General features: G+C 63.7%; 15 protein-coding genes. 3 read left to right on the forward strand and 12 right to left on the reverse strand.

Annotated features, from left to right (window positions below):
- Positions 1 to 4 precede the first annotated feature (4 nt).
- Both OQZ28_RS06670 and OQZ28_RS06675 read right to left on the reverse strand, forming a co-directional pair.
- Positions 5 to 3,130: an efflux RND transporter permease subunit gene (locus tag OQZ28_RS06670; protein WP_458135551.1), complete on the reverse strand. Its 3,126-nt coding sequence runs from the start codon at positions 3,128 to 3,130 to the stop codon at positions 5 to 7.
- 6 nt (positions 3,131 to 3,136) lie between these two features.
- The gene (locus OQZ28_RS06675; protein WP_458135552.1) at positions 3,137 to 4,279 is read right to left on the reverse strand and encodes an efflux RND transporter periplasmic adaptor subunit; all 1,143 of its coding nucleotides are present in this window, start codon (positions 4,277 to 4,279) and stop codon (positions 3,137 to 3,139) included.
- A 224-nt stretch (positions 4,280 to 4,503) separates the two neighbouring features.
- Here OQZ28_RS06675 and OQZ28_RS06680 point away from each other — a divergent pair, with 224 nt between their 5' ends.
- The gene (locus tag OQZ28_RS06680; protein ID WP_242621822.1) at positions 4,504 to 5,163 is read left to right on the forward strand and encodes a TetR/AcrR family transcriptional regulator; all 660 of its coding nucleotides are present in this window, start codon (positions 4,504 to 4,506) and stop codon (positions 5,161 to 5,163) included.
- 105 nt (positions 5,164 to 5,268) lie between these two features.
- Here OQZ28_RS06680 and OQZ28_RS06685 read toward each other — a convergent pair whose 3' ends face one another.
- Entirely contained in the window at positions 5,269 to 5,862 is a 594-nt protein-coding gene (locus tag OQZ28_RS06685) for a hypothetical protein (protein ID WP_458135553.1), read from the reverse strand.
- Between the two features lie 474 nt (positions 5,863 to 6,336).
- Between OQZ28_RS06685 and OQZ28_RS06690 the strand changes: the two genes are divergently transcribed.
- Positions 6,337 to 6,849 carry a hypothetical protein gene (locus tag OQZ28_RS06690; RefSeq protein WP_130731589.1) on the forward strand — a complete coding sequence of 171 codons (513 nt, stop codon included), beginning with the start codon at positions 6,337 to 6,339 and terminating at the stop codon, positions 6,847 to 6,849.
- A gap of 360 nt (positions 6,850 to 7,209) precedes the next feature.
- Positions 7,210 to 7,920, forward strand: coding sequence for an ATP-binding protein (locus OQZ28_RS06695; protein ID WP_458135554.1), 711 nt, complete (start codon positions 7,210 to 7,212; stop codon positions 7,918 to 7,920).
- Between the two features lie 46 nt (positions 7,921 to 7,966).
- On the opposite strand, the gene OQZ28_RS06700 is transcribed toward OQZ28_RS06695, so the two are convergent.
- From OQZ28_RS06700 to OQZ28_RS06740, 9 genes are all read right to left on the reverse strand, one after another.
- Complete coding sequence (locus OQZ28_RS06700) at positions 7,967 to 11,764, reverse strand: cellulose synthase subunit BcsC-related outer membrane protein (RefSeq protein WP_458135555.1); 3,798 nt, start codon at positions 11,762 to 11,764, stop codon at positions 7,967 to 7,969.
- 2 nt (positions 11,765 to 11,766) lie between these two features.
- Positions 11,767 to 16,215: a UDP-forming cellulose synthase catalytic subunit gene (gene bcsA, locus OQZ28_RS06705; RefSeq protein ID WP_458135556.1), complete on the reverse strand. Its 4,449-nt coding sequence runs from the start codon at positions 16,213 to 16,215 to the stop codon at positions 11,767 to 11,769.
- Positions 16,216 to 16,830: 615 nt separating this feature from the next.
- Positions 16,831 to 17,244, reverse strand: coding sequence for a tautomerase family protein (locus OQZ28_RS06710; RefSeq protein WP_458135583.1), 414 nt, complete (start codon positions 17,242 to 17,244; stop codon positions 16,831 to 16,833).
- Positions 17,245 to 17,431: 187 nt separating this feature from the next.
- Complete coding sequence (locus tag OQZ28_RS06715; RefSeq protein ID WP_458135557.1) at positions 17,432 to 18,763, reverse strand: MFS transporter; 1,332 nt, start codon at positions 18,761 to 18,763, stop codon at positions 17,432 to 17,434.
- A gap of 27 nt (positions 18,764 to 18,790) precedes the next feature.
- The gene (locus OQZ28_RS06720) at positions 18,791 to 20,458 is read right to left on the reverse strand and encodes a GMC oxidoreductase (protein WP_458135558.1); all 1,668 of its coding nucleotides are present in this window, start codon (positions 20,456 to 20,458) and stop codon (positions 18,791 to 18,793) included.
- 43 nt (positions 20,459 to 20,501) lie between these two features.
- Positions 20,502 to 21,599, reverse strand: coding sequence for a Gfo/Idh/MocA family protein (locus OQZ28_RS06725; protein WP_458135559.1), 1,098 nt, complete (start codon positions 21,597 to 21,599; stop codon positions 20,502 to 20,504).
- Between the two features lie 16 nt (positions 21,600 to 21,615).
- Entirely contained in the window at positions 21,616 to 22,659 is a 1,044-nt protein-coding gene (locus tag OQZ28_RS06730) for a sugar phosphate isomerase/epimerase family protein (RefSeq protein WP_458135560.1), read from the reverse strand.
- A complete protein-coding gene (locus tag OQZ28_RS06735) occupies positions 22,656 to 23,597 on the reverse strand; it encodes a sugar phosphate isomerase/epimerase family protein (protein WP_458135561.1) in 942 nt (313 codons plus the stop codon). The genes OQZ28_RS06730 and OQZ28_RS06735 overlap by 4 nt, the downstream gene beginning before the upstream one ends.
- 124 nt (positions 23,598 to 23,721) lie before the next feature.
- Positions 23,722 to 24,735: a LacI family DNA-binding transcriptional regulator gene (locus OQZ28_RS06740; protein ID WP_458135562.1), complete on the reverse strand. Its 1,014-nt coding sequence runs from the start codon at positions 24,733 to 24,735 to the stop codon at positions 23,722 to 23,724.
- Positions 24,736 to 25,092 lie beyond the last annotated feature (357 nt).

The raw sequence follows: 25,092 nt of genomic DNA on the forward strand, positions 1-25,092 counted from the left end.
CGCATTACGCTCCCTTGGTCCGCTCGGACAGGCGCCTGACGCGGAACAGGCGCAGCACCACCACAAAGAACAGCGGCACGAAATAGACGGCCAGCAACGTCGCCGTCACCATGCCGCCCACCACCGCCGTGCCGATCGCGACACGCGCGGCCGAACCCGCCCCCGAGGCGATGGCCAGCGGAAACACGCCCACCACGAAGGCGATGGAGGTCATGAGGATGGGGCGCAGGCGCTCGCGGCCTGCCTCGAGCACCGATTCCTCAAGTGTCGCCCCGTTCTCGAAAAACGCCTTGGCGAATTCCACGATCAGGATGGCGTTTTTCACCGCCAGCCCCACCGTGGTCAGCAGCCCCACCTGGAAATACACGTCATTGGCCATGCCGCGCAGCAGGGTGGCCACGATCGCGCCCAGCACGCCCAGCGGAATGACCAGCAGCACGGCAAACGGAATGGCCCAGCTTTCGTACAGCGCCGCCAGGCAGAACAGGATGACGATCACCGCCAGCGCGTAAAGCGGGCCGGTGGAAGAACCCGAGGCCATCTGCTCGAACGAAAGCCCGGTCCACTCATAGCCCACGCCGGTAGGCAGCTTGGCCAGGATCTCCTTCATCGCAGCGATCGAATCGCCCGAACTGTAGCCTGCGGCGGGCTGGCCAAGGATTTCGAAGGCATTGAGGCCGTTATAGTCCTCGACCTTCTGCGGCCCCATGATCCACTGCCCGGACACGAAGGCATTGAACGGCACCATGCCGCCGGTGGCGTTGCGGATATACCATTTGTTCAGGTCATCGGGGATCATGCGCGCATCGGGCTCACCCTGGATGTAGACCTGCTTCACGCGGTCATCGCGCAGGAACTGGTTGACATAGATCGACCCCAGCGCCCCCTCGATGGTGGTGTTGATGTCGGCAATGGTGATGCCCAGCGCATTGGCCTTCTCGCGGTCGATATCGAGATGGAACTGCGGCGCGTCTTCCATGCCGTTGGGGCGCACGGCGGTCAGGCGGCGGTCCTTGGCGGCCATGCCCAGCACCATGTTGCGCGCGGCGAGCAGCCTGGTGTGGCCAAGGTGGCCACGGTCTTCGAGTTCAAGGTCGAAGCCGGTGGCGTTGCCAAGTTCCAGCACGGCGGGCGGGTTGACGGCAAAGATCTGCGCGACCGGGTCGGTCCAGAAATGCATCATGATGCGCATGGCAATCGCTGATGAGGTCTGGCTGGCGGCGGGCCGCTCATCCCAGTCCTTGAGCCGGATGAAGAAGGCGCCAGCGCTCTGCCCCTGCCCTGCGAAGTTGAACCCGTTCGTGGAATAGACGGATTCGACGTTCTTGCCCTCGGTCCTGAGCACGTACTCGGCAACCTTGCGGTTGACGGCCGCCGTCTCCTCCAGCGTGGCCCCGGCGGGCATGGTGACCTGGCCAAAGATCAGGCCCTGGTCCTCATCGGGCAGGAAGCCTGAGGGCAGGCGCATGAACAGCCAGCCCACGCCCGCCGTAATCAGCACGAACACCAGCATGGACAGGCCCGCATGCCCCAGCACGCGCCCCACCCCGTTCTTGTATGAGGTGGTCAGCCGCGCGAAATGGCGGTTGAACCAGCCTGCGGCCCCGGTGGTCTTTTCATGCGTGCCGGGCTTGAGCATGGTGGCGCACAGGGCCGGTGTCATGACCATGGCCACCACCACCGAAAGCCACATGGCCGCAACGATGGTGATGGAGAACTGCCGGTAGATCACCCCCGTCGAGCCGCCAAAGGCCGCCATGGGCAGGAACACCGCGGTAAGCACCAGCACGATGCCCACCAGCGCGCCCGAGATCTCGTCCATCGATTGCCGGGCCGCATCACGCGGGGAGAGCTTCTTCTCGGTCATGACGCGCTCGACATTTTCCACCACCACGATGGCGTCATCGACCAGCAGGCCCACGGCCAGCACCATAGCCAGCATGGTCAGCGTATTGATGGAAAAGCCAAGGGCGGCCAGGATGCCGAACGTGCCCAGCAGCACCACCGGCACCGCGATGGTGGGGATGAGGGTGGCGCGGAAGTTCTGCAAAAACACCAGCATGACCAGGAACACCAGCGCGATCGCCTCGATCAGCGTAATGACCACTTCCTTGATCGACAGCACGATGAAGGGCTCGGTATCGAGCGGATAGACGGTCTTGAGCCCCGGCGGGAAGAATTGCTCGAGTTCCTTGATCTGCTCGCGCACCGCATTCTCGGTCTGGAGCTGGTTGGCACCGGGGGCGAGCTTGAGCGCCATGCCCGATGCCGGCATGTTGTTATAGTAGGAATGGGTGTTGTAGGTCTGCGGCCCCAGCTCGACACGGGCCACGTCACGGATGCGCACCTGCGAGCCATCCTGCTGCACCTTGAGCAGGATCTTCTCGAACTCCTCGGGCGAGCGCAGGCGCGTGGGGCCAATGATGGTCGCATCGAGCCGCGCGCCCTTCACCGCCGGCACGCCGCCCAGCTCACCCGATGAAACCTGGATGTTCTGCGTCTGGATCGCGGTCTGCACGTCGCCCACGGTCAGGCCGTATTTGTACAGCTTCGAGGGGTCGAGCCAGATGCGCATGGCGTATTCCGCGCCGAACAGCGTGTGGTCGCCCACGCCGGTCACGCGGCTGAGCGGATCGGAGATGTTCGAGGCCACGTAATCGGCAATATCGGCGCCGCTCATGCTGTTATCGGTCGAGATGAAGCCGAGCACCATCATGAAGTTCTTGACGGCCTTGGTAATGCTCAGGCCCTGCGCGGTCACTTCCTGCGGCAGCTTGGGCTGGGCGAGCTGCAGCTTGTTCTGCACCTGCACCTGCGCGATGTCGGGGTTGGTGCCCTGCGCGAAGGTCAGGTCGATTTCCATCTGCCCCGAGGCATAGGACTGCGAGGAAATGTATTCGAGGTGATCGAGCCCGAACATCTGCTGCAGGATGGGGCGCACCACCGTATCGTTCACCGTATCGGCCGAGGCACCCGGATAGGTCACGGTAATGGCGATCTGGGGCGGTGCGATGGAGGGATACTGCGCGATGGGCAGGCGGAAGATCGACACCCCGCCCACGAGCATGATGATCAGCCCGATCACCCACGCGAAAACGGGCCGGTCAATGAAAAAGCGCGACAGAGACATGGGGGGTTATCCTGCCTTGGCCGGTTCGGCCGCGTCCTGCGGGGTTACGGTGTCGCCGGGGTGGATCTTCTGCACCCCCTCAAGCACCACGCGCTCGCCGCTTTTCAGCCCGCCGGTCACCAGCCAGTCCGTGCCGATGGCCTGCCCCACCGTGATGGCGCGCAGGCTGACCTTGTTATCGCCGTCGACCACCCATACCTGCGGGTCGCCGTGGGAGTTGCGCTGCACGGCCTGCTGCGGCACGAGCAGGGCGCTGGGGTCCAGGCCCTCGGCCAGCTGGGCATGCACGTACATGCCCGGCAGCAGCAGCCGCTCGGGGTTGGGCATGACCGCGCGGACCACGACGGTGGCGGTGGCTTCATCCACGTTCACTTCCGAGAATTCCATGCTGCCGGAATGCTCGTAGGTCGTGCCATCCTCCAGCGTGATGCTGATGGAGGCGGCATTGTCGCCCGCGCGCGTCAGCCGCCCCTGCGCCAGCTCGCGCTTGAAGCGCAGCAGCTCGGTCGCGGGCAGGTTCACATCCACGTAGATCGGGTCAAGCCGGGTGACGATGGCGACGTTGTTGGTCTGGTTGGCGGTGACCAGCGCGCCCACGGTCAGGATGGAGCGGCCGATCCGGCCCGTGATCGGGGCATTCATGTGGGTGTAGCCCAGATCGACCGTGGCGCGCTCGAGCTGGCCCTTCGCAGTCAGGATATCGCCCTGGGCCGCGCGCTCGGCGGCCAGCGCATCGTCATATTCCTGCTGGCTCACGGCATGGGCCTTGAGCAGCGGCCCGTAGCGGTTCAGCTTGGCGCGTGCCGTGACCTCGCTGCCCTGCGCATGCAGCAGCTGGCCCTGCGCGCTGTCCACCGCCGCCTGGTAGATGCTGGGATCGATCTGGTAGAGTTGCTGGCCCACCTGCACGTCCGTGCCTTCAACGAACAGGCGCTTCTGGATGACGCCGCTGACCTGCGGGCGCACCTGCGCGATCTCGAACGCCTCGGTGCGGCCGGGAAGCCGGGTGTGGATCTCCACCGGGGCGGCCTTGAGCGTCATGACCGTGACGGGCTGGGGCGGCATCTTGGGGGGGGCGGCATGCTTCTGGCACCCCGCCAGGGCAAGCATCAGAGCCGCCGGGGCTACGACACGGGAATATTGCATCATGGTCACCAACCGGCTTGAGGGCCGTAATCTAAAAATGTTTCTGAATCACGTCCGTGCTGTTTGCCGCACATGGCCGCCATAGGAAAGCCAAATAAGGAAACCATTTGGTTTTCAATGAATGGAAAACTATATCGTCTCCATAAGGCGGTCAAGCAGGGCACCCATTCAAAAATGGCCGGAGCAGATTACGAATGAGCAAGATTAGACGGGAAGGACACGGCCCCATGCATGATAACTGTGATACCCCGCGCCGCGGCCCCGGTCGCCCCCCGGAAATGGAGGAATGCGAACGCCGCGAGCGCATTCTCGACGCGGCAAGCGAAGTGTTGCAGAAATGCGGCTATCATGCAGCCTCGATGGACAAGGTGGCCCAGCATTCCGCCATGTCCAAGCGCACGCTGTACCTCATGTTCCATTCCAAGCAGGACCTGTTCCACACGCTGGTCAGCAGCAGGCTGTTCAATGTCAGCCCCGGCAAATGCCTGCACATGGCCGACCCGGTGGAGGAACTGACCGAACTGCTCATGCGGCTTGGCGGCGTGATCCTGCGGCCTGACCGCATCAGCCTGATCCGGGCACTCGTTACCGAATCACCACAATCGGAAGACATCCGCCAGATCCTGGGCAGCCTGCGCGCGGGCGGAAAGGACAATGTGCTCACCACCTGGCTCGACCGCTACGTGCGGGCACACAACCGGAAGGTTGAGGATATTTCGATGTACAGCAACATGCTGTTTGGCATGACCATAGGCGAGCTGATGCTGCAAAGCCTGGCCTGCGCGCCCGAGCGCGCATGGAGCGAGCAGGGCATGCGCCCGCGCTTTCACCGTGCGGTGCAGATTTTCCTGGCGGGCTTCGAGAGTGGCTGCCCCGCCGCTTCATAGCGTGCCTGAAAACAGTGCCTGGATCGTGTGGGGTCCGCGCCTTTTATTGCTATTAGCGACGGCCCCGAAGTGTTTTTGAAAAAAAGTGTTACCGGATCTTTCCTGTTACTGCTGGACTGGCTTTCCAGCCGCTTCCGGGTTCAGGCAAGGGTGATCTGCTGCCGTGCTGCCAGCAGGCGCCACCCCATATGGCCCTCCGGCCAGAACCTCCAGGCACAGCACGCCCAGCATGCCGGGGTGGCGCGGACCGAGATGCAGCAGCGCCTGTCCATCCGTCCAGCGGCAGGGTTCGGGGCGGGGCGCGTAAAAATTCTCATGCCATCCTGCCGGTGCCTTCTGGGCCAGATGCATCACGATATGGCGGGCCACGGTGCCTTCAAACAGCTTGATATGCCGGACCAGCACGCCACGCGGGCGGCACTCATCGCCGCAGGCCCCCGGCATGCCAACCGGGCGGACGGTGCGCGACATGACCCGCACCGTGCCGACACCGGGGGGCAGCATGAAGACCGCATAGCGATTGGCCTCGCGCATCTTGCGCAGGGTGACGCCCTGGTCGGTCATCAGGTGAAGATCGGCATCATGGGTTGTCGCGGCGGATGCGGCTTCCTCGCGTTCCGGCGTGGATCTTGCGCCTGTCATGGCGCCATTGGGGAACACGCCGCCCCTGTCATACCTGCCCCTGTTGGAACGGCTCATACCCGTGGTTAGGCCACCAGACATTTTCTTCCCCCCATGGCATAAATCCAGTTCCGGCAAGGCAACAGCACCAAAACTGACATGGAGGAAAAATATCGGCGTAAAGAATTAAAAATATTCTAAGAGACCGCCTGAAACGCCAGCCCGGAACACGTCCGGCAATCATAAGAAAGTTTTCTGCAGGCCCTCTTTTTTCAAAAGCCCGCGTTCTTTGAAGCTTTTCCTGATTCACTGATATGCCGGAAGCGAAAAATGTAATCTGCAATCTGTTATTTTTTAACAATGGTTTGATTTGAATACATGCCTGCCCACCCTTCCCTTCCCTTCCGGGCCAAAAGGCACGGCCCGGTGCCCCCGCCTTCAGGCGGCATAACGGGCGCGAATGCAGCCCTGCCGTTCATTTTTATAATCTGCTGCATCACGCGTTCCTGCGCTATCGTGATAACAGGCATGTGAGGATAAGGGAGAGGCCGCGTGAGTCAGACGTGGGGTGATTTTCAGGCCGTCGTGCAGTTATCGGCGGGCCTGAATGTAGCTATTCTCAGCTTTGTGGATATCAGCCTGCCCGCCATAAAGGAACGTCGGCGCGTCTTTGCCAAGGCCCAGCAGGAACTCGACATGCACCGCTCGGCACCGGGAAAGGTGACCTCCGCTGCCCAGCTCGAGCATGACTGCCAGGTCGATGAAATGAACCAGAAGCTTTACCTGCTGTGGAAGGAATCCTCATCGTTCAGCAGCGAGGAAGATTCCCTTATCCATTCCACCGGCATCCTTGGGTTTATTGGCGCGGCACTCAGCCTTTTCCTGCTGTGGTATTCAGCGGAATATTACGATGCCAGCATCAGCGTGACCGGAAAATTCGTGATCGGCCTGTCATTCTGTTCGCTGATCGGGGCTTTCATCATCAATTTCATGACCGCATCCCAGGCCAGCGTCTTTACCAAGCAGTGCAACCAGATCCGTACGGAAATGCGGCAGAAGCTCTAGCCGCGGGATCCAGGTCTCTTTACGGCAACCACAAGATAACGCTCGCTGCGGGGCGGGTAGCGGACAAAGACAGTACGGGCACGGCGGTCATAGCACCTGCGATACGACGCCAGTCCCTGATTTTTCCGCAGAGGTTCGCGCCCCCGTGCCGCTTTCCATAATCATGCCTGCAGCAAGGCCATCGCCTTTTTCCGGTTTTCGCAAACGTGGATGGCCCCCAGCCTCCCGCATGCGGGAGGAAGGCGCTGCCTTTCCCGCCATCAGAATTTTCCTGTGCGCCTGTAACGATCATGCCCGCCCATCTCCTTGATGGTTGTCATGAGGCCGTTACAGCGACGGCCAACAGCATGGAAAAAACACATGGCCGATGAACAAGCAGGAACCAACGGTATCGAGCCGGTCGAAACCGATATCCAGACCACGGCGGATGTCGCCACATGGGGGGACGGCGCCCCGCGCGGCGGCAGGGCCGTAATGAACCGCGTGCTCAAGGATGGGGCGAAAGTGCCCATGTTCTTCGGGCAGACCCTGATCCGCAGCCTGCGCGACCAGGGATATTCATCCATCACATCCGCCCTGTGCGAGATCATCGACAACGCCATCCAGTGGAGCGCGGAGAACATCCATATCTATTTCCGCCAGACTGGCGGCAGGGGGGCCTACACGATCGATGTCGCCGTTCTGGATGACGGCAAGGGCATCCGGCTTGACCGCATCATCGAGGATGCGGTTGCCAGCCTCCCTCACGATCCGGCCGGTATCGCGCGCGCCGTCCGCTCCGGTGCCCGCAGGGCGCGCCACCGCCGGGCGGCCCGCAGGCTGGCGGCGCACCTGATCAGCCCTGCCGCACAGCCAGACGCGGAACACGCCAGCATCTGGCGGCAGGCCTGGGCGCGCTTTGGCGGTGTCTTTTCCACAACTGACCAGCGCCTCCTCCTGTCCAGCGAGACCACCGCCCGGCAGGCGCCCAGACCGGGTGCCGAACGCACGAGACTGTCGCGCCTCAGGTCTTCAGCATCCTACAGGCGCATGCACCACGAAATCCTCGCCATTGAGCACGAGCCTACCTGAACCGGGCTTCAGGCATGGCAACCCCGGAAACCCTTCTGCCTGCCCGTTACCCCGGCGCGTAATGCAGCATGAGCATGCCATGCACCTCATCCCAGCTGCCTGAACGCGAATAGCCCCCTTCCGCCCCCAGCCGCAGGGAGGGGGTCAGCTGATAGACCGCCCGCGCCAGCACGTTGCCCGCAAGCCCTCCGGTGGACTGGCCCGCATATTGCTCGCGCGCCGCCATTCCGCCTTCCCCCATGGGGAACATCGCCGTGGCATGCTCGGTGTAGTGCTGGTAGCCCGCCTCGCCCTTGAACATCCAGGTCCACCTTCCTGCATGCCCGTCATAGGTCAGCGGCACCAGCGCGGCCATGAATGCATGCGGCGAGAAGTAGCCCCCCTGCCCCCAGGTGAAGAAATACGTGTTGCGCTTATAGCCAAAATACACGAGGTCCAGCCCCAGCCGCACGTGATGGGCGTCGTTGCGGTGCCAGACAAGGGCGGACCCGCCGGCACCCGCCTCGCTCTCGTGGTTGGCTACCGTGTGCGTGCCCTGCATCACCGCGTAGCCACCGCCTGCATACAGGTTGTAGCCCGGCTGCGCCCATTCCAGCTGGCCATGCCCGCGGTTGCGCGTCACCCCGCCCCAGACCTGCCCGGTGCCGGGGTCGCGCGCGCCGGAATAGGACAGCAGGCTGTCGGTCACCGCGCGGCGCTCGCCGGTCAGGCGCAGGGTCAGGTTGTGGGTCAGGTGTGGCGTAAGCTCGATGCCGCCCAGCACGTTGGTGGTGGTAAAGCCCAGCGGCGTCGAGCCGACATCGGCCGCCAGCCACCGCCACTGGTAATGCGCCGACAGCGCCACTCCCGCCACGGCGGCAGGCACGTGAAAGCCCGGCCGCACGCCATTGGCCGCGACACTGCCATATTGTTGCGCGGTGGCGCTCGAGGCCAGCGGATCGCCCGACATGAGCACGCTGGGCATGACCGAGAAGGCAAGCTGGTGCTGCGTGGACGAGAACGGCAGGACGGCGGTCATGGGAATATTGACGACCGTCATGTGGCCCAGCCCCGGCTGGCCCGAACGGTCGCGGATCTCGAGGTTGCCATCCGCCTGCGGCCCCAGCGCGCGCGACAGGTAGCCAGCCTGCCGGTCCAGCGCCTGCACGGGTGTCAGATGCGGGTCGTAATGATAGACCTCCGGCATGCCTGCGCCCATGCCGGGCACGAAATTCGTGCTGATATCAGGCCATTCATCCGCCGCCCGCGCGCGCTGGCGCGCGCAGCCTGCATCAATGCGCGTGCCGTGGCCGGTGGTATCATCCTCATCAACCCGGGGCGTGCAGTCGAGCGCACGGGCGCGCTGCACGTCATGCAGGCGGCGGCGGTCGTGGCCGGTCAGGCCATCGATCTCGGCCTGGATCTCCCACGTATCGCCCCATTGCGGGTGGATGGCCTGCAGGGTGCGGGCCATGTCACGCGCCGCCTGTTCATTCCCGCTGGCCAGGCTGTCACGCGCAAGCGCGGCCTGGGCCATCCTGTCATCTGGGCGCTGGGCCAGCGCCCTGCGGTCATAGGCCACGGCCTCGCCGGGCAGCCTGCGGGCGGAATCGACACGCCCGCGCGCCAGAAGCAGGTCGGCATCGTTCGGGTTCTGCGCCAGCAGCAGGTCGAGCAGGCGGCGGGCGGCATCGGGGTGGCCATCAAGATCATCGCGGTCCGCCTGCGCAATCGCAAGACTACGCTGCATGTCGCGCAGGTCGCGGGCCTGCGTGGGCGTAAGATGCCCGCCCTGCATGATGGGCAGCCCGTCGAGCACGCGCTGCGCGGCCACGGGGTCATCCATCTGCATGAACAGCCCGGCATAGGACAGGCTCTGGTTCACGCTCACATGCCCCGCACTGCCCGCAAGGGCGCGGTGCAGCACGCCAGCAGCCGTCGCCACGGGCGCGTGGCGCCTGAGCAGCGCATCCACCACCAGCCGCGCCTGCGTGCCCTCCGGGTCGGGCAGGACGGGCATGGCTTCAAGCAATGCGATGGCCTGCCCGTCATCGGCGGGGAGCGTGCGGATCTGGTGCCACAGCCTGACCTGCGCCACGCCATCGGCCATGGCCGGGGTAATGTCCGCACGCGGCAGGCGGGCGAGCAGCGCATCGGCGCGCGGCATATCCTGATCCAGCAGGGCGAAGCTGAAGCAGGCCTGCAGGTCCTCATCGGTTGCCGGGGCCGGGTTGCACAGCGGCGTCATCAGCCCGCGCGCGCGCGTGGCCTGCCCCTGCGCCAGCCATAGCTGGGCCAGATGCAGGCGCAGCCAGCCATTGCGGGGCGCGTCACGCACCGCCTGCTCAAGCAGCACGGCCCGCCTGGCAGGGTCTGGCTCGATCTCGGCCATGGCGCCAAGCAGCCTGGCCTCAAGGGTAGTCCCGCCGGGGTAATGCGCGGCCCGCAGACGCGCGACCCAGCCTTCAGCCTCATGCAGCCGACCTTCCTCGATCAGCACGTCGGACAGGGCGGCGGCGGCCGGCATGTCACCGGGCGCCATCTGCAACACGGCCCGCCATTCTGCCTCGGCCTGCGCAAGCTGGTGGCGCGACTGTGCGATGATGGCCCGCACCCGCACGGTATCGACAATCCGGCCGTGATCCTTCTCCACGGCGGGCAGGATGGCCCATGCTTCCTCATACTGGTGGCGGGCCACCAGCGCCCACAGCCGCGCAAGCTGCGGGTCACCACCCGGCGCATCCAGCCCGGCAAGGGCAGCGCTTATGCCTTCATTCGTGGGGGCGAGGGCGTGCGCCTGCTCCAGAAAGGCGCGCGCGGCCTTCACGTCACCCCGGCGCTGGGCTACGAGGCCAAGGCCCTCCAGCGCCTCGGGGCGGGGCGTCGTACCCTGCATGGAGGTATGGAAATCGCTTTCCGCCTGGTCCAGTTCCCCATGCGCCAGCGCGTGATAGCCCGCCCCCACCAGCGCCAGATGCTCGGCCAGCGCATGCGCGGCCTCCTGCGCGCTGAGGCGGCTGGCCATCTCCGTATCATCAGGGTGCAGCGCCAGCCATTCGCGGTAATAGGGGGCGGCCTGCGGGTCGGTTCCCATCCAGTCCAGCGTCTTGCGCCATGACTGCGTCGCCTCGTCACGAATGAAATCCGGCGTGGCGGGAGAAGTCGCGAGCGTGCGCATGTCCTCGATCGCATCAATGCGGGTGGCCGGGCGGTAGCTCAGGGCCTGCGCCAGCGCCATGCGGATTTCTAGGTCATGCGGCAAAAGGCTGCCCAGCGCGCGCAGGCGTTGCGTGGCCTCCCCATAGCCCAGTACCGAGCCGGACAGCACGCGGTCATATTCCAGCTCGGCCTCCGGCAGCGGGTGGCCGCCATGGTAAATGCCGCGATAAGCCAGCGTGGCCTGCAAATTCCTGCCCGCATCCGCCAGGGCCCGCGCCCGCGCCAGCGCCGCCGGGTCAACCGCCCCCTGCCCGATCCAGCCCTGCAGGGCATCAACCTGCGCCTGCGCCCCGCCCTGGGCCTGCAGGGCCTGCACGGTGGCGCGCGCGCCCGCCATGTCATTTTCATGCACCTGCACGGCCCCGAGCATGAAGCGGGCTTCCAGATTGTCCGGCTCGATGCGCAGCGCGCGCTCGAGCGCGTGCCGGGCATGGGCGTCATCGCCATGATGGATCCAGAACGCGCCTTCTTCTATCTGCGCGTTGAGAATACCCTCGGCATAGCGCACGGGCGCCTGCGCCCAGGCGGGCGCGCACAGGCTGAACAGCCCGGCAAGGGCGATGCCGCCCCATGCCCCCGCCCCCACGCCACGCCGGGCCAGAAGCAGGGCGCGGCAGGATGCGGAAGCCCGGTCATTCATGGTCATGGTCACAGGTCGCCCGTCAGATCATCGTTCAGGATGCGCCGCCTGCTGCGCGCGCCAAGTACCGTCATGGCCCATGAGGTGCCGCACAGCGCGGCCAGAACCCCCAGCCCGCACAGCAGCAGCGGGTGGCCACCCAGATACCAGTCCGGCAGCATCCATGCGGGCATGTTGCCCACGGTATAGATCCCGCCCGTGCGGTAATCATCGAGCCGCGCCCCGTGGCGGATCACCATATCGCCCTGAAAGCGCTGCATCGTGGCCGGGTCGCGCAGGTCGCGCACCATGGCGGGCAATGCGGCGGGCACGCCACCAAGCACGGCCACGACCGAACGGTGCGCGACAAAGGGCGACTGCGCCGCCACCACCGCGCCTTCGGCAAGGTTGTAAACAGGGGGGGCCACGCCGGGGTGCATCACCCGCATGCGCAGGCGGCGCAGCAGCGAGGGGCGGCGCACGTAACCGGCCTGCGCCAGCGCCGCCTGCCCGTTGCCCAGCCCGTCCAGCGTGGAAAAGACCAGGATATCGCCGGTAATCGTGTCATCGACCGGCATGTCGGTGCTCCGCACGCTCACGCCAGTAGCGGGATAGCGATTGATCGCACCTGCAAAGCCCATCATGTCCACAAAGGCGGCCACCGTGTCAGGCGCGGGATGGGGCGGCAGCAGCACGGTCGTTTCCGACAGGTCGGCCATGCGCGAAAACGGAAAGGCCGAAGAAGCGAACATCGCCACATCAGGCAACACCGCGAAATGGCGCGACTTGGAAAAATCGATGGTGGAGGACGGGTCGAGTTCAACCACATCGGACGATGCGGCCGCCTCGGCCTGCGTCATGTGCCGGGGATACACATCGAAATACAGCCGCAGCGTGTTCTGCTGCCCCATTTTCCATACAGGCAGTTCCAGGTCATGTTGCACCGGCGCGCCCGCCGTACGGAACGGATTGATCGACCAGGGCACCAGCGGATAGACATGCAGGAACGTGCCGTTGAGCATGACGCTGACATGGGATTTCGCCCGGTCCAGCACGCCGCCCTCCGGCGCGCTGAGCTGCAACCGCGCCATGAACGGCCGCGACCGCCATGAGCGCAGGTCTGGCGGCAGCGACAGCGGCACCGTGAGCGTGCCCGATGTCAGGCCATGGGTGCGCAGGTCCGCCGTCGAGACCAACTCGCGCAGGGTTACGGGCTGGTCGGTGCGCACAAGGCCCGGCGCATCATAAGGCTGGCGGGCGGCAGGGTGCACGGCTGCCGCCGCGGCATAGGCCCCCGCCGCATCATGTTCCGCGCCCAGCACCAGCGCCCGTGTCGCTGTCGTGACCTCGGCCATGCTGCGGCCGGTCACGACAAGGATCGTGCCGAAACCATCATGCGGGTTGGGCATGACCGCGAGTTCCGGCCCCGGCGGCAGCACGCCCCACGGCCCCGGCTGGTTGGGCGCGATGATGACCGCATTGCCCTGCGCGGGCACGACAGGCGTCACGTTGAAGCTGATCTGGCGGTCCTGCGCATGCACGCCAAGCCATGACGCCACCATGCCCGCAGCCTGCAACAGGGCCGGATCCGACATATCGGGCAGGGCGAAGGTGATAACAGGCGTCTGTGCCGCATCGGGGTCCAGCACCGGATAGGGCAGCGCCGAGAGCAGCCGGTGCGGCACGAGGCTGACCGTGGTCAGCGCAAGGGTGGAACGCGGGGAAATCGTGATCGACGCATCCGCATTGCTTATCCGCGCCGTATCGGGCGCAGGGGCGCGGGCATCCGGCCCGCAGGCCGCAACGCCAGCATTGCCGGTGCCCGGGCGCATGAACAGGCGGAAGTTGATCCGGTTATGCGTATCAAAGAAAAAGGGGCTGACCGGCAGGGTGACGGGTGCAAACGCCCCGTCGGCTGTCGGGCAGATCACCCCCACATCCTGATTGTTGACGCTGACGGCCACCGCAGGCCGCCCCGCCGCATGCCCCATATGCGCGGTGCCCGAAAAGGCCAGCGTGCCGCCCGTGATGATGACATCGCGCCCGACCCGCACACCAAGCCCATGCAGCGGCGCGTCGGCACGCAGCACCATGTCGTCCTGCTGCCCTATCTCGGCCAGGCTGCGCGTGCGCGTGAGCGGCTGGTGCGAGACCCGGTCCACATCGAGCACGGTCATGTGCGCGTCATCCACCGCCGTTACGGACTCGCCCGCAGCCTCTACCGGCGCCATGTCCGGCGGCATGGGGGCGGCCTGCGCGCGGCCTGCCATGCCGCACAGCAGCAGGCCCACCATCACGAGCGGCAGGCCGGAATGACCCGTGCGATCCCCGTGGGCGGGGGGGACAACCAGTTGCCGGGGCGGCAGTTTTTCGTCTGCCACCTGGGGCGGCGCGGGCGGTGGAGGCGCGTCCGCCTGAGCGCGCGGATAGGGGCGGAACAGGGCGCAGATGCTGGCCAGCAGCAGGTAAAGACTGTGCAGCGGCCTGTCAGGCGGAAAGTCGGACCATTGCGACCAGGCATCATCACGGCCAAACACCAGGGCCACGACCTGCGCCTCGGTGGCCAGGTCGGGTATGGTCCACGCGACATGGACCCGCCCCTCGCACCGGGCAAGGACGGTTGCGCCCAGCGTGATCGGGCCGGAGGCCAGGGTGGCGTGCAGGCGCACCTCATCCCCCACGGCAAGGGGCAGCGTGGGCGGGATGTCAAGCTGGCAGCCGCCCATCGACACATCCACCGAGCGACATGTCGTGGCCTGCGCGCCACCCGTGGATACGCTCAGGGGAATGCTGGCCGCAACGCGGTGGTTCCGGCGGCGCTGGCGGGTTTCACGCGCGGCCGCGACACCGCCGAGCACGATGACCAGGCTGAACAGCACCCACACCGAGTTGACCGCCATGGCGCGGAATACGACCGTTTCATGATAATGGGCGATCGCAGCCCAGATGCCGCTCACCAGCCCCACCGCCAGCACCACGGCCATGATCACGCCGGGATAGGCGGCGCGCCAGTCAAAACGCTCGCGGTACAGCAGGCCGCCCTTGTCGGTTACGTTGAACGTGCCCTTGTGCGGCGCCAGCAGGGTCACGAACGTCATGCGCACCAGGAAGGGGGCGAGCATGGATTCATAGATCTCGCTCCAGAACGAATAGCGCCACCGCCCCTGCAGGCGCGACATGGTCATGGTGGTATGGAACAGGTGCGGCAGGGCATAGACCGCGAGTTCATACGGCGAGGCCGCGATCATGGTCACGCCCAGGAACAGGTAGGCCAGCGGGGCCATGAGGAACATGATGCGCGGCATGGCGAAGAAGTAGTTCGTCGACGCCGCCATGTAGCAGATGCGCTGCGTCAGGCGCAGGCCACGGCCCAACATGGGGTTGTCGAGCCGCAGCATCTGGATCATGCCGCGCGCCCAGCGCACGCGCTGCCCGACCTGCAGCAGGAGGGTTTCGGTCTCGAGCCCCGCAGCCAGCGGCTCGCGCAGATAGGCCGTGCCCCACCCCCTGCGCTGCATGCGCAGGGCGGTGTGGGCATCTTCCGTCACGGTCTCGACGGCAAAGCCATTGATCGATTCAATGGCCTCGCGCCGCAGCAGGGCGCATGAACCGCAGAAGAAGGTGGCGTTCCAGAAATCATTGCCATCTTGCAACAGGCCGTAGAACAGGTTGCTCTCGGGCGGCACCTGCATGCCCCGGCTCATGTTGCGGCGGAACGGATCGGGGGAATAGAAGTGATGCGGGGTCTGCAACAGCGCGAGGTTGGGATCGGCGATCATCCACCCCACGGTCTTTTTGAGGAAGCTGCGTACCGGCACGTGGTCGCAGTCGAAGATCGCGATGATGTCGCCCCCGGTCACCCCGATGGCATGGTTGAGGTTGCCCGCCTTGGCATGGGCGTTTTCCGCGCGGTTGATGTAGCCGACCCCGGCCCGCTCGGCAAAATCACGGAAAGACCGCCGCCGCCCGTCATCAAGGATATAGACATTGAGCTTGCCTGCCGGCCAGTCCATGCCCAGGCAGCCCAGCACCGTGGTGCGGACGATCGCCATGTCCTCGTTATAGGTCGGCACGAACACGTCAATGACCGGCCAGCTGCTTTCATCCTCCGGCAGGGGGTGTATCTGCCGCCGCAGGGGCCAGGCGAGCTGGAAATACGTGAACCCCACCCGCAAGGTGGTATAGATTTCGCCAATCGCCAGCGCCAGGACCAGAACTGTCTGCAACACGCCATCGAGATCGAGCGTGGAGGTAAAGCGCCACACCAGATAGCGCCCGGAGACCACGATGGACAGCACCATGAGGAAACAGCGCGACCAGCGTTCATCATGCCGGCGAACAAGAAAGAACAGGATCGCGCCACCTGCCGCCACGAAAAACTGGAGGTCGGGGGAGAGGTAGGTCAGGCATACCACCGCCAGCAGCACGGCGAATAACGAGCCCGAGACGAAGGGAGATTTGAAAATACGCCAGATCATGGAAATTCGCGACTGTACCGTGCGGGCCTTGGACAGGCTATTGAAGGAGCGGACAAAACCGCCATGCGGCGGCGGTTCTTACGGATTTACATTGAGAATGACCCGCACCGACGAATAGCGGAATGCCATTACATGGTGATTATTCATCAATAACCCTGATCGACGCAAAATAATGTTAATATGTATATTTTATACTATTTTTCATCCCATTATATTGAAAATATATCCCTGTCAACGCCAAACGAAGGAAACCAACATGACGTTTCAGCTTTTATTTTTGCCTTTGGAAGGGGACGGCAAGAATAAATTCCCGCTACGTGCAAGCCTGTCCTTGCATAACAGGATTTGTTTCCTAAAAAAGATGGTAAACTAGGACACAATGACCGCCACGAACCGGAAAGACTGCAATCAATGCGTGTGTCCGTGCATTTTTACTACCGGACGATGTGCGCTTTCAGGCACAATGCGGCCCCGGGCTCCGGCAAGGCAGGCCGCACGCCCTGCCCGGTCGCCACAAACAGCCGCACACACCACCAGCATGCCATAAATCCTGACGCATGGGTTGGGCCAGGGACAAAATGCGTCAGGCAAAAAGATAATGGCCGGCCAGGGCAGTCAGGCTTTTGCGCCTGGCAGGGGCAGCTCGCCGGTCAGGAACTGTGCACGGCCGAGACCGAAGCTCCAGTGCTCATCCCTGTTTTCAACAACCAAAACCATGAGGTCAGACGGCAGCAGCCCCGTGCGGGCCTGCAAGGTCTCGGCCAGCAGCCTGTAAAACGCCTCCATCGACTCCTTGCCACGTGGGCGCGAAACCACCTGCAGCAGCACGACTTTGGGCGTGCGCGGAATGTCCAGTCCCGTATCTTCAAGGATCATGTGGGTCGGCTCATGTTCCGTAACCAGTTGATAGCGGTCACGGGCGGGCACCTTGAAGGCTTCGAGCATTGCATCATGCGCCGCATCGAGCAGGGCGCGCAGTTCCGCGGGCGTGCGCTCGCCTTTCATGACATGAAAATGCATTAACGGCATGATTGCCTCCTGAGTGCTGATGATGGTTCTTGCGTCCGTGGCCAGTTTACGCAGCGTGCCGGTCATGTCACGCAAGTCCGGCACGGTTGCATGAACCGGCCCCAAAGGCCCTGTACCGCTCATGCCATGCGTTCTTCTCCGCCATCTGCCGCGCAGCGACCGTCATCTTCCGGATGCCGTCCGGCCCCTAGCATTCTGTCATTGAGGCCACCGTGCCACGGCGCGGCCATAGAGCCAGAAAGACGATTTGCAGGGCAACCGCCCCGAGCGGAAGCCAGACAAAGCCTGCCATGATCCAGTGCTTCAGACCGGGTGAAACGGTATGAACATCGCCTGCATAATGGCCATAAGCAAGAAAGGCGGCGAGGATGAACCCCGTCACACCCATGGACATTTTTGTAACCAGAGTATTGATCGAACACGCCATTCCTGCCGTATTGACGGGCGACATCATCCTGCTGACATCTATGCCATGTGCCAGGAGCACATAATATAGCGGGGAGGTTACACCCTGCGCCAGCGTCAGCATGGCGAAGGCCGCGAAGAAAAATGGCAGGGAGCCCCCTGCTGATGCCACAAGCAGATATGCCATGACCTGAATGAGCGCACACACGGTTGCGCCGCCGATAACACCAAGGCGGCGGACGACGTGGGGACATATGATGGCGCCGGCAAACCCCATCAGGGTGGCTACGGTCAGGAGGATGCCCCCCATTTCCTCGGTGCCGCCAAGAACGACGCGGGCATAGTACAGCGCAAAACCATACAGCGCGGCCAGACCGGAAAACTGCAGGAACACAAGGGCATTGCACAGCCACCAGCACCGGTTCCGCGCCAGTGCGCGCAGCACCACCACAGGCGAGTGGCGCGCGGGCGGCGGCGGGTAACGCGTCATGCAGGACCGGCCGACATAGCGCCACAGGATTGTCGCGGCCATGGCAAGCCCCAGCGCATACAGCGCCATGCCATGCTGGCGCTGCATCATGCCGGTTCCACCACCAAGCCACGTAATGGCCGGAATCGTAAACAGCGATACAATGAACTGCCCACTCTGGCAGCCCATCATCCTGAAGGCATTCAGGCCAACCCGGCCATGCGCCTGGCGGGTGATCATCGTGCCCAGTGCACCATAAGGCGTATTGATGCATGAATAGATGGCGCCCAGCACAATATATGTCAGCAAGGCCCACAGTATTTTCCCATCCGGGGAAAGTGGCAGGGGCAGGAAGCACATGAACCCGGCAACCCCGAACGGAAGCGCCAGCGAACGGATCAGCCGGGGAACAATCCGCCCGCCCTGGCGATCGATGACATACCCGATGGCAGGATCACACAAGGCGTCAAATACGCGCGCCACCAGCAGGATCCAGCCCACGGCGGCTACGGGCAGCCCATATATGTCCGTGTAGTAATACATGAGGTATGACGACGTCATGCCCCACATCAGGTTGGAAGCAAGGTCGCCGCACCCATAAGCGACTTTCTCGCGCAGGGAGACTTCACTGGTTATGGATGACATGGCTGCCCTCCCGGCTGGAATGAACGGTTACAGGCGACCGGCCCGAAGTTCTGCGGCCAGATGGTGGCAGGCCCGCATGCTGACCGCCATGACCGTCAGTGTCGTGCCCAGCGCGCCGCCGGTAGGAAAACTGGAAGCATCCGTAACGAACACGTTGGGCACGTCCCATACCTGACAGAAGGGGTTGAGCACGGATGTTGCGGGATCATTTCCCATCCGCGCGCCACCGCTTTCATGGATGGCGGCCCCCATGGTCATGCTTTTTGGAAACATCTTGCGTATGAACCAGCGGATGGGAAAAGGCCTGTCGGGATAGAGCCCCGCATCCCCCTCTCCCAGCCCCAGAGGGGAAGCCCAGAAATCGACATGGCCGCCGCGTGCCTCGATCATGTCCGCGCAGTCGCGGATCTGCTTGCGGAGCATGGCGCGCTCATTTGCATGGAGCACGCAGCGGATATGGGGCAGGGGCACCCCCCACCTGTCGCGCCGGCGCGGATCAAGGGTAATGGCATTGGTGCGGTAAGGCAGCATTTCCCCAAAGCCCATGATCGTAACCGGCACGTCAGGGCCGCCTGCCGATGCATGGCGCCCTATGGAACCCTGGAATGTATAACCGCGCCTGAAAGCGGGGTCATGCGCCCCGCAGGCATTCTCGTAACGGGGAACGTACAGGCCGCCTGTCGTGCCGAACAGGGCATGGGTGGGCAGGGGCGTATCCGCGCCTTCCCGGCCGCTTGCAGGCCAGCGGCCAAACATGAGGCTTGGGCACTGGTCCATGAAATACTGCCCAAGCGTGCCGAAACTGTTCCCCAGCCCATCGGGGTGCAGGCGGGTGCGTGAATTCAGCAGCAGGCGCACGCTTTCTATGGGCGATGCGCAGACAACCACCGCTTTTGCATGGGCAACGCAGACCGCGCCCGTCCTGCGATCGGCATAGCATACCCCCGTAGCGCGCCCCGATGCGGGATCCGTCATGACTTCGCGCGCCACGGCATCTGACTGTATCGTCAGTTTTCCCGTTGCCATCGCGGCTTTAAGGGATTTGGGCAGCGGGCCGCCATTATGCGGATTAAAACGCCAGGGCACCACATGCCGGTTCGGCCAGCGCGTTTCCACCGCGCTGCGGAAGCTGCGTTCCTCTGGCGTCAGGGGGGTGGGTTGGGCCATGACGCCATCAGGCGCGGTTTCAATGCCATCACGGGTGCCATGGATGCCGAGGAATGTTTCCACCTTTTCATACCACGGCGCGAGATCCGCGTACGATATGGGCCAGTCCACGCCCCCGTTACCCTGGGCTGCACCTTTGAAGTCATGATCGGACCATCGGAACAGCACGCGCCCGAACGCATGCAGCCGCCCGCCCGTCTGTCGCCCCCGGATCCACAGGAAAGGGGCATCCTTCGGGGTTGTATAACCGTGCTGCCGGTCATTGACGAAGAGATGCTTCAGCGTCTCGCTGAAGAACGCCACCCGGGACTGTATGTGCTGGCCCGAAAGCGTGGCCTTGATGCGGGGGAACAACTGCACATTGTCGCCCCCGCCTTTACCGGCGGGTGGCCTGATGTCGCTGGCCGAAAGGGAACGGCCGGCCTCGATCATGAGTACGGACAAGCCCTGTTCTGTCAGTTCCTTTGCCGCGAAGCCGCCAGCAGCCCCCGATCCCACGACAATGACATCATATCCTGTTCCGGTCATATTCCGTTCCTGATGGTGCAAAAATGAGGTCGTGGCCGTGTGGCTATGCCTGCAGCGAGGTCCATGCGCCGTACTGCGCGCCGGATTCCAGTGCGGCTTCGATAAACGCCTGCCCGCGTACCCCATCGGGCAGACGGGGCAGGAGAGGTGCTTCATGACCACCCAGCAGGAAGGCCGTATCGGCATAAAGCCGGGCAAAGGCTTCCTCATACCCTTCGAGGTGGCCGCGCGGCAGCAGGGAGGGGGTCTGGACAGCGCTGCCCCCACGCGCGACATGGGTCGTGCGGCCATCCGCCGTGGAAATGACCAGGCTGTCCGGCTGTTCCTGGCGCCATTCCAGTCCGGCTTTCTCCCCGAACAGGCGTAATCTCAGTGCATTGCCGCACCCGGTTGCAACCTGACTGACCCACAGGCTGCCAACTGCGTTGTTGGAAAAGCGCAACTGCACCTGTGCATCATCCGGCACGGCGTGGCGGGGTACAAGGCGTGAGACCCGGGCCGAGAGCACTTCGCACCGCAGGCCGGATACGAATTCCGCCAGATGGAAGGCATGCGTCCCGATATCACCCAGGCAGCCACCCGCGCCGCCCGTGCGCGGGTCAAGACGCCAGCCGCCATCGCCATCAGCATCGCCAAGCCAGTCCTGCAGGTATTCAACCTGAATATTCCTTAGCGCGCCCAGGGCGCCATCGTGCACCAGCCGCCGCGCCTCACGTACCATGGCGTAACCGCTATAGGTATAGGCAACGACCATGTTGCGCGCCTGCGCGATGAAACGCTCGGCAAAATGCCGGGCCTGCCCTGCTGTAAGCGCAAGCGGTTTTTCGCACAGGACAGGAATGCCTGCTTCCAGAAAAGCGGTGGCAATGGGCAGGTGCATATCATTGGGGGTGACGATGATGGCAAGGGCGATGCCGTCCGGCCGGGCCGCCTCGGCCCGTGCCATCTGCGCCCAGTCGGTGTAAGTGCGCGCCGGGTCCAGCCCCAGCGCCTGCCCTGCCTTTAGGGCCGGACCCGCGTGCCGTGACAGGCACCCCGCAACCAGCGAGAACTGTCCGGTCAGGGCCAGCGCGCGGCGATGCACGTCTCCCATAAAGGAGCCGGGCGCGCCGCCGATCATGCCGACGGGCCATTTTTTCATGTCGTTCTCCTGAAATTCACAGGCCAAGACAGCGCCGCCGTTCGTCATCCGACAGGGCGCTTGCGGCAAAATCATCAAATGACTGCGTGGTCATTTCGATCATGTGGCGTTGTATGAAGGGCGCGCCTTCACGTGTGCCCTGTGCTGCGGTCTTGAGGCAGCATTCCCATTCCAGTACCGCCCAGCCGTCATAGCCATATTGGATCAGGCGTGAAAAAACGCCGCCGAAGTCGATCTGCCCATCGCCGGGGGAGCGGAACCGTCCGGCCCTGTCGCGCCAGTCGGCAAAGCCGCCATACACGCCCTGCCTGCCGGTTGGGTGAAACTCGGCATCCTTGACGTGAAACGCGCCGATCCTGTCATGGTACAGGTCGATAAAGGCGAGGTAATCCATCTGCTGAAGCAGCATATGGCTGGGATCGTACAGGATTGCGCAACGCGGGGCATTGCCAAGCAATGCGGCAAAACGCTCGAAGCTTGTGCCGTCATGCAGATCCTCACCGGGGTGCAGTTCGAAACACAGGTCGACACCGGCTTCATCAAACGCTTCCACAATCGGTCGCCAGCGCGCGGCAAGGGCTGAAAAGGCAAGATCTATCAGGCCATCATCGCGTGGCGGCCAGGGGTAAAGATACGGCCATGCCAGCGCGCCGGAGAAGGTGGCATGTGCCTTCAGCCCCAGCCGTGCCGAAGCCCGTGCGGCCTGTGTCAGCTGGGTAATGGCCCATTGCGTGCGCGCCGTGGGGTTGCCCCGCACGGATGCCGGGGCGAACCGGTCGAACTGGATATCATAGGCCGGATGGACCGCAACGCACTGGCCCTGGATATGGGTGGACAGTTCCGAGATGACCAGACCATGCCCTGCCAGCATGCCCTGTATCTCATCACAGTAATCCTGGCTGGACGCCGCCCGCTCAAGATTGAAAATACGGTCAATATACGTAGGCAACTGAAGGGCTTTATAGCCAAGCCCCGCTGCCCACCGAGCCAGGCCGGGCAGCGTGTTGAAAGGGGCGTCGGGCCCGATGAACTGAGCCGCAAAAATGCCGGGGCCTTTCATGCCACATCCCTTCCAACCAGGAGATTGACGAACGTGACGCCGCGCTGCAGCGCGGGCACGGGATGGGGGCAGGCATCAAGTTCCAGAATGGGACCGCACCGGAGCGGGGCATGGGCCAGCAGGGCCGCCAGCCGGCCAAAATCGGCCTGCCCATTGCCCAGTTCACAGAAATGCTCCCGGTGCCGGGCATGAATGTCTTTACCGACGGGGGTATCGACCGGCATGGCCCCGGTTGCGTCTTTCCAGTGCGTCGCCACCACGCGCCCGACATGCCGGGCGAGCACATCCGCCGGGTTTCCCCCTTCAAGGATGATATGCGCCGGGTCAGGGCACAGCGAAACATAACGCGGATCGGTCAGCAGCATGAACAGGTCCACATCGCGCGGCGCGCAGGCAACGCTGTGGGCTTCCGTATGGATCGCCAGCGTAATGCCATGGCGGGCGGCCGCGAACCCCATGCGGTTGAGCAGGCTGGCAATGGGGGCGGCAAGGGGAAGGTCCACAAATGCAGGCGGTTCGGCCAGGAAGGTGGCGCGGCAGGGCAGCCCCGCTACCAGCACCGTGCCCCCCATGGCCGCAAGAAAGCGTGCAGCAGCCTCGACCTGCGCCACAATCCGTGGCGCGGCATTGGCATATTCATGAACGGGGATACGGTCCAGCGCCGCGAAAAAGGCGGACCAGATTTGCAGGTTCCGGGTTTTCAGTTCATGGGCCAGCGCGGCCTCGGAGCCGAATGCCGCAACGGCACCCGCCTGATCGAATGGCGGGAAAGTCAGTTCAATGCCCGTTATGCCTGCATCATGCAGGCTGTCAAAGATCCGGGTCCAGAACATGCGGCCATCTTTTGCGGCCAGACTGGTGACTTCCGGCTCCGTGCTTACGCCCCAGAAAGCAGGATTGTAGAAAGTAACCAGATCCGTTCCGATTTTCACCTGCATGCACTCCCTGATCAGGTCCACATGCGGCGGAGGTATGTATTAACCGTAACAAAACTGCCGCAAATGTAGCCTCAGGACCTACATACAGGAATAGAACAGGAATGCAAACGCTTGCCGAATCTGATCAGGTCGACTGGCGCACGACAAAGGTTGGCGCAAGGGCAACAAGGCGGGGGGTCGTGATCCGGCCATTATGGATATCGGCCAGCGCCTGCACCGCAACGCGGCCGATTTCCAGTGTGGGCTGGATCACGGTGGTCAGGGCCGGGCTGGTAAAGGCGGTGTAGTCCATCCCGTCATAGCCTGCGATGGCGACATCTTCGGGTACGCGCAGGCCGCTGCCCAGAATCGTGTGCATGAAGCCCAGCGCCAGCCCGTCGCTGCAGCAGATCACGGCAGTGGGGCGTTTTTTCAATGCAAGAAAGGCCTGCGCCGCCTTCGTGCCCGATGCCATGTCAAACGGACCGCCCTCCAGGCGGACCAGTTTCTTGCCTAGTCCAAGCGTGGAAAGCCTGCTCTTGACGGCATTATAGCGAATCTGTTCATGACCACTGCCCTCCGGCCCGGATACGAAGGCGAAGTGACGATGTCCGCGTTCGACCATATGATCGACAATCGCGACGTATCCATCCACTTCCTGTGTCATGACACTGGTGATCCCGGCCATCGTCAGGTCATTGAAAATACTGACAACCGGCAACATGTCCTGATCCGGGCTCCGCTCTGCCGGTGGCAGCCACTGTTCGGGCGCCACCAGCAATACGCTGTCCGCCACGCCGGCCTGCAAATAGCGCATGACATCGCTGGCCGAAATGGCCTGCCCCAGGTACTGCCGCAGCATGACATTAAGGCCGAGGGCTTTTGCCTCTTCGCATACACCGAGCATGATTCCGGTAAAAACCGGGGAAATGACCTGCCCTGAAAAGCTGGCGGCCAGCACCAGAATGGTGTCCGTCGTGCCGCGACTCAGGTTGCGGGCCGCGACATTTGTTTCATAGCCGAGTTGGGAGGCGACCTTTTCAACCAGTCGCCGCGTCTCGTTGCTGACCCGGTCCGGCCGTGACAGGGCGCGGCTTATGGTGGAAATGTTCAGGCCTGTCTGTTCCGCCAGATCTGCCAGGGTTACGCGTTTGGTCACCTGTCAGGTGTCTCCTTGGTTCTTGCACCCACACAGGCGGTGGGGGGTATGGCGCCTTCAGGCTGCCGGTCCGGTTCATGCCCGCTGCTCTGATTTCCTTAGGATATTGCGCGGCCGGGCGCAGGTCGAGTGCCTGAATGCGGCGTCGCGCTACCGTGTAGCCCATTGTGGGCCGCTTCGATGTCGCCGCGTTCCTCATGCCGCGCCGGGATGCGGTTTTGGCATGCACTCCCGAACTGTCGTCAATATGCAACACCCGCGCTGGAATGCAGGCCGGGAACAGGATGACCCGATGTATTCGCAACAACAGGAAAGCGCCATTGCCAACGCTTGCCATATGTTTTCATAATGCAATGA

It is taken from the genome of Komagataeibacter sp. NFXK3 (assembly GCF_054182245.1).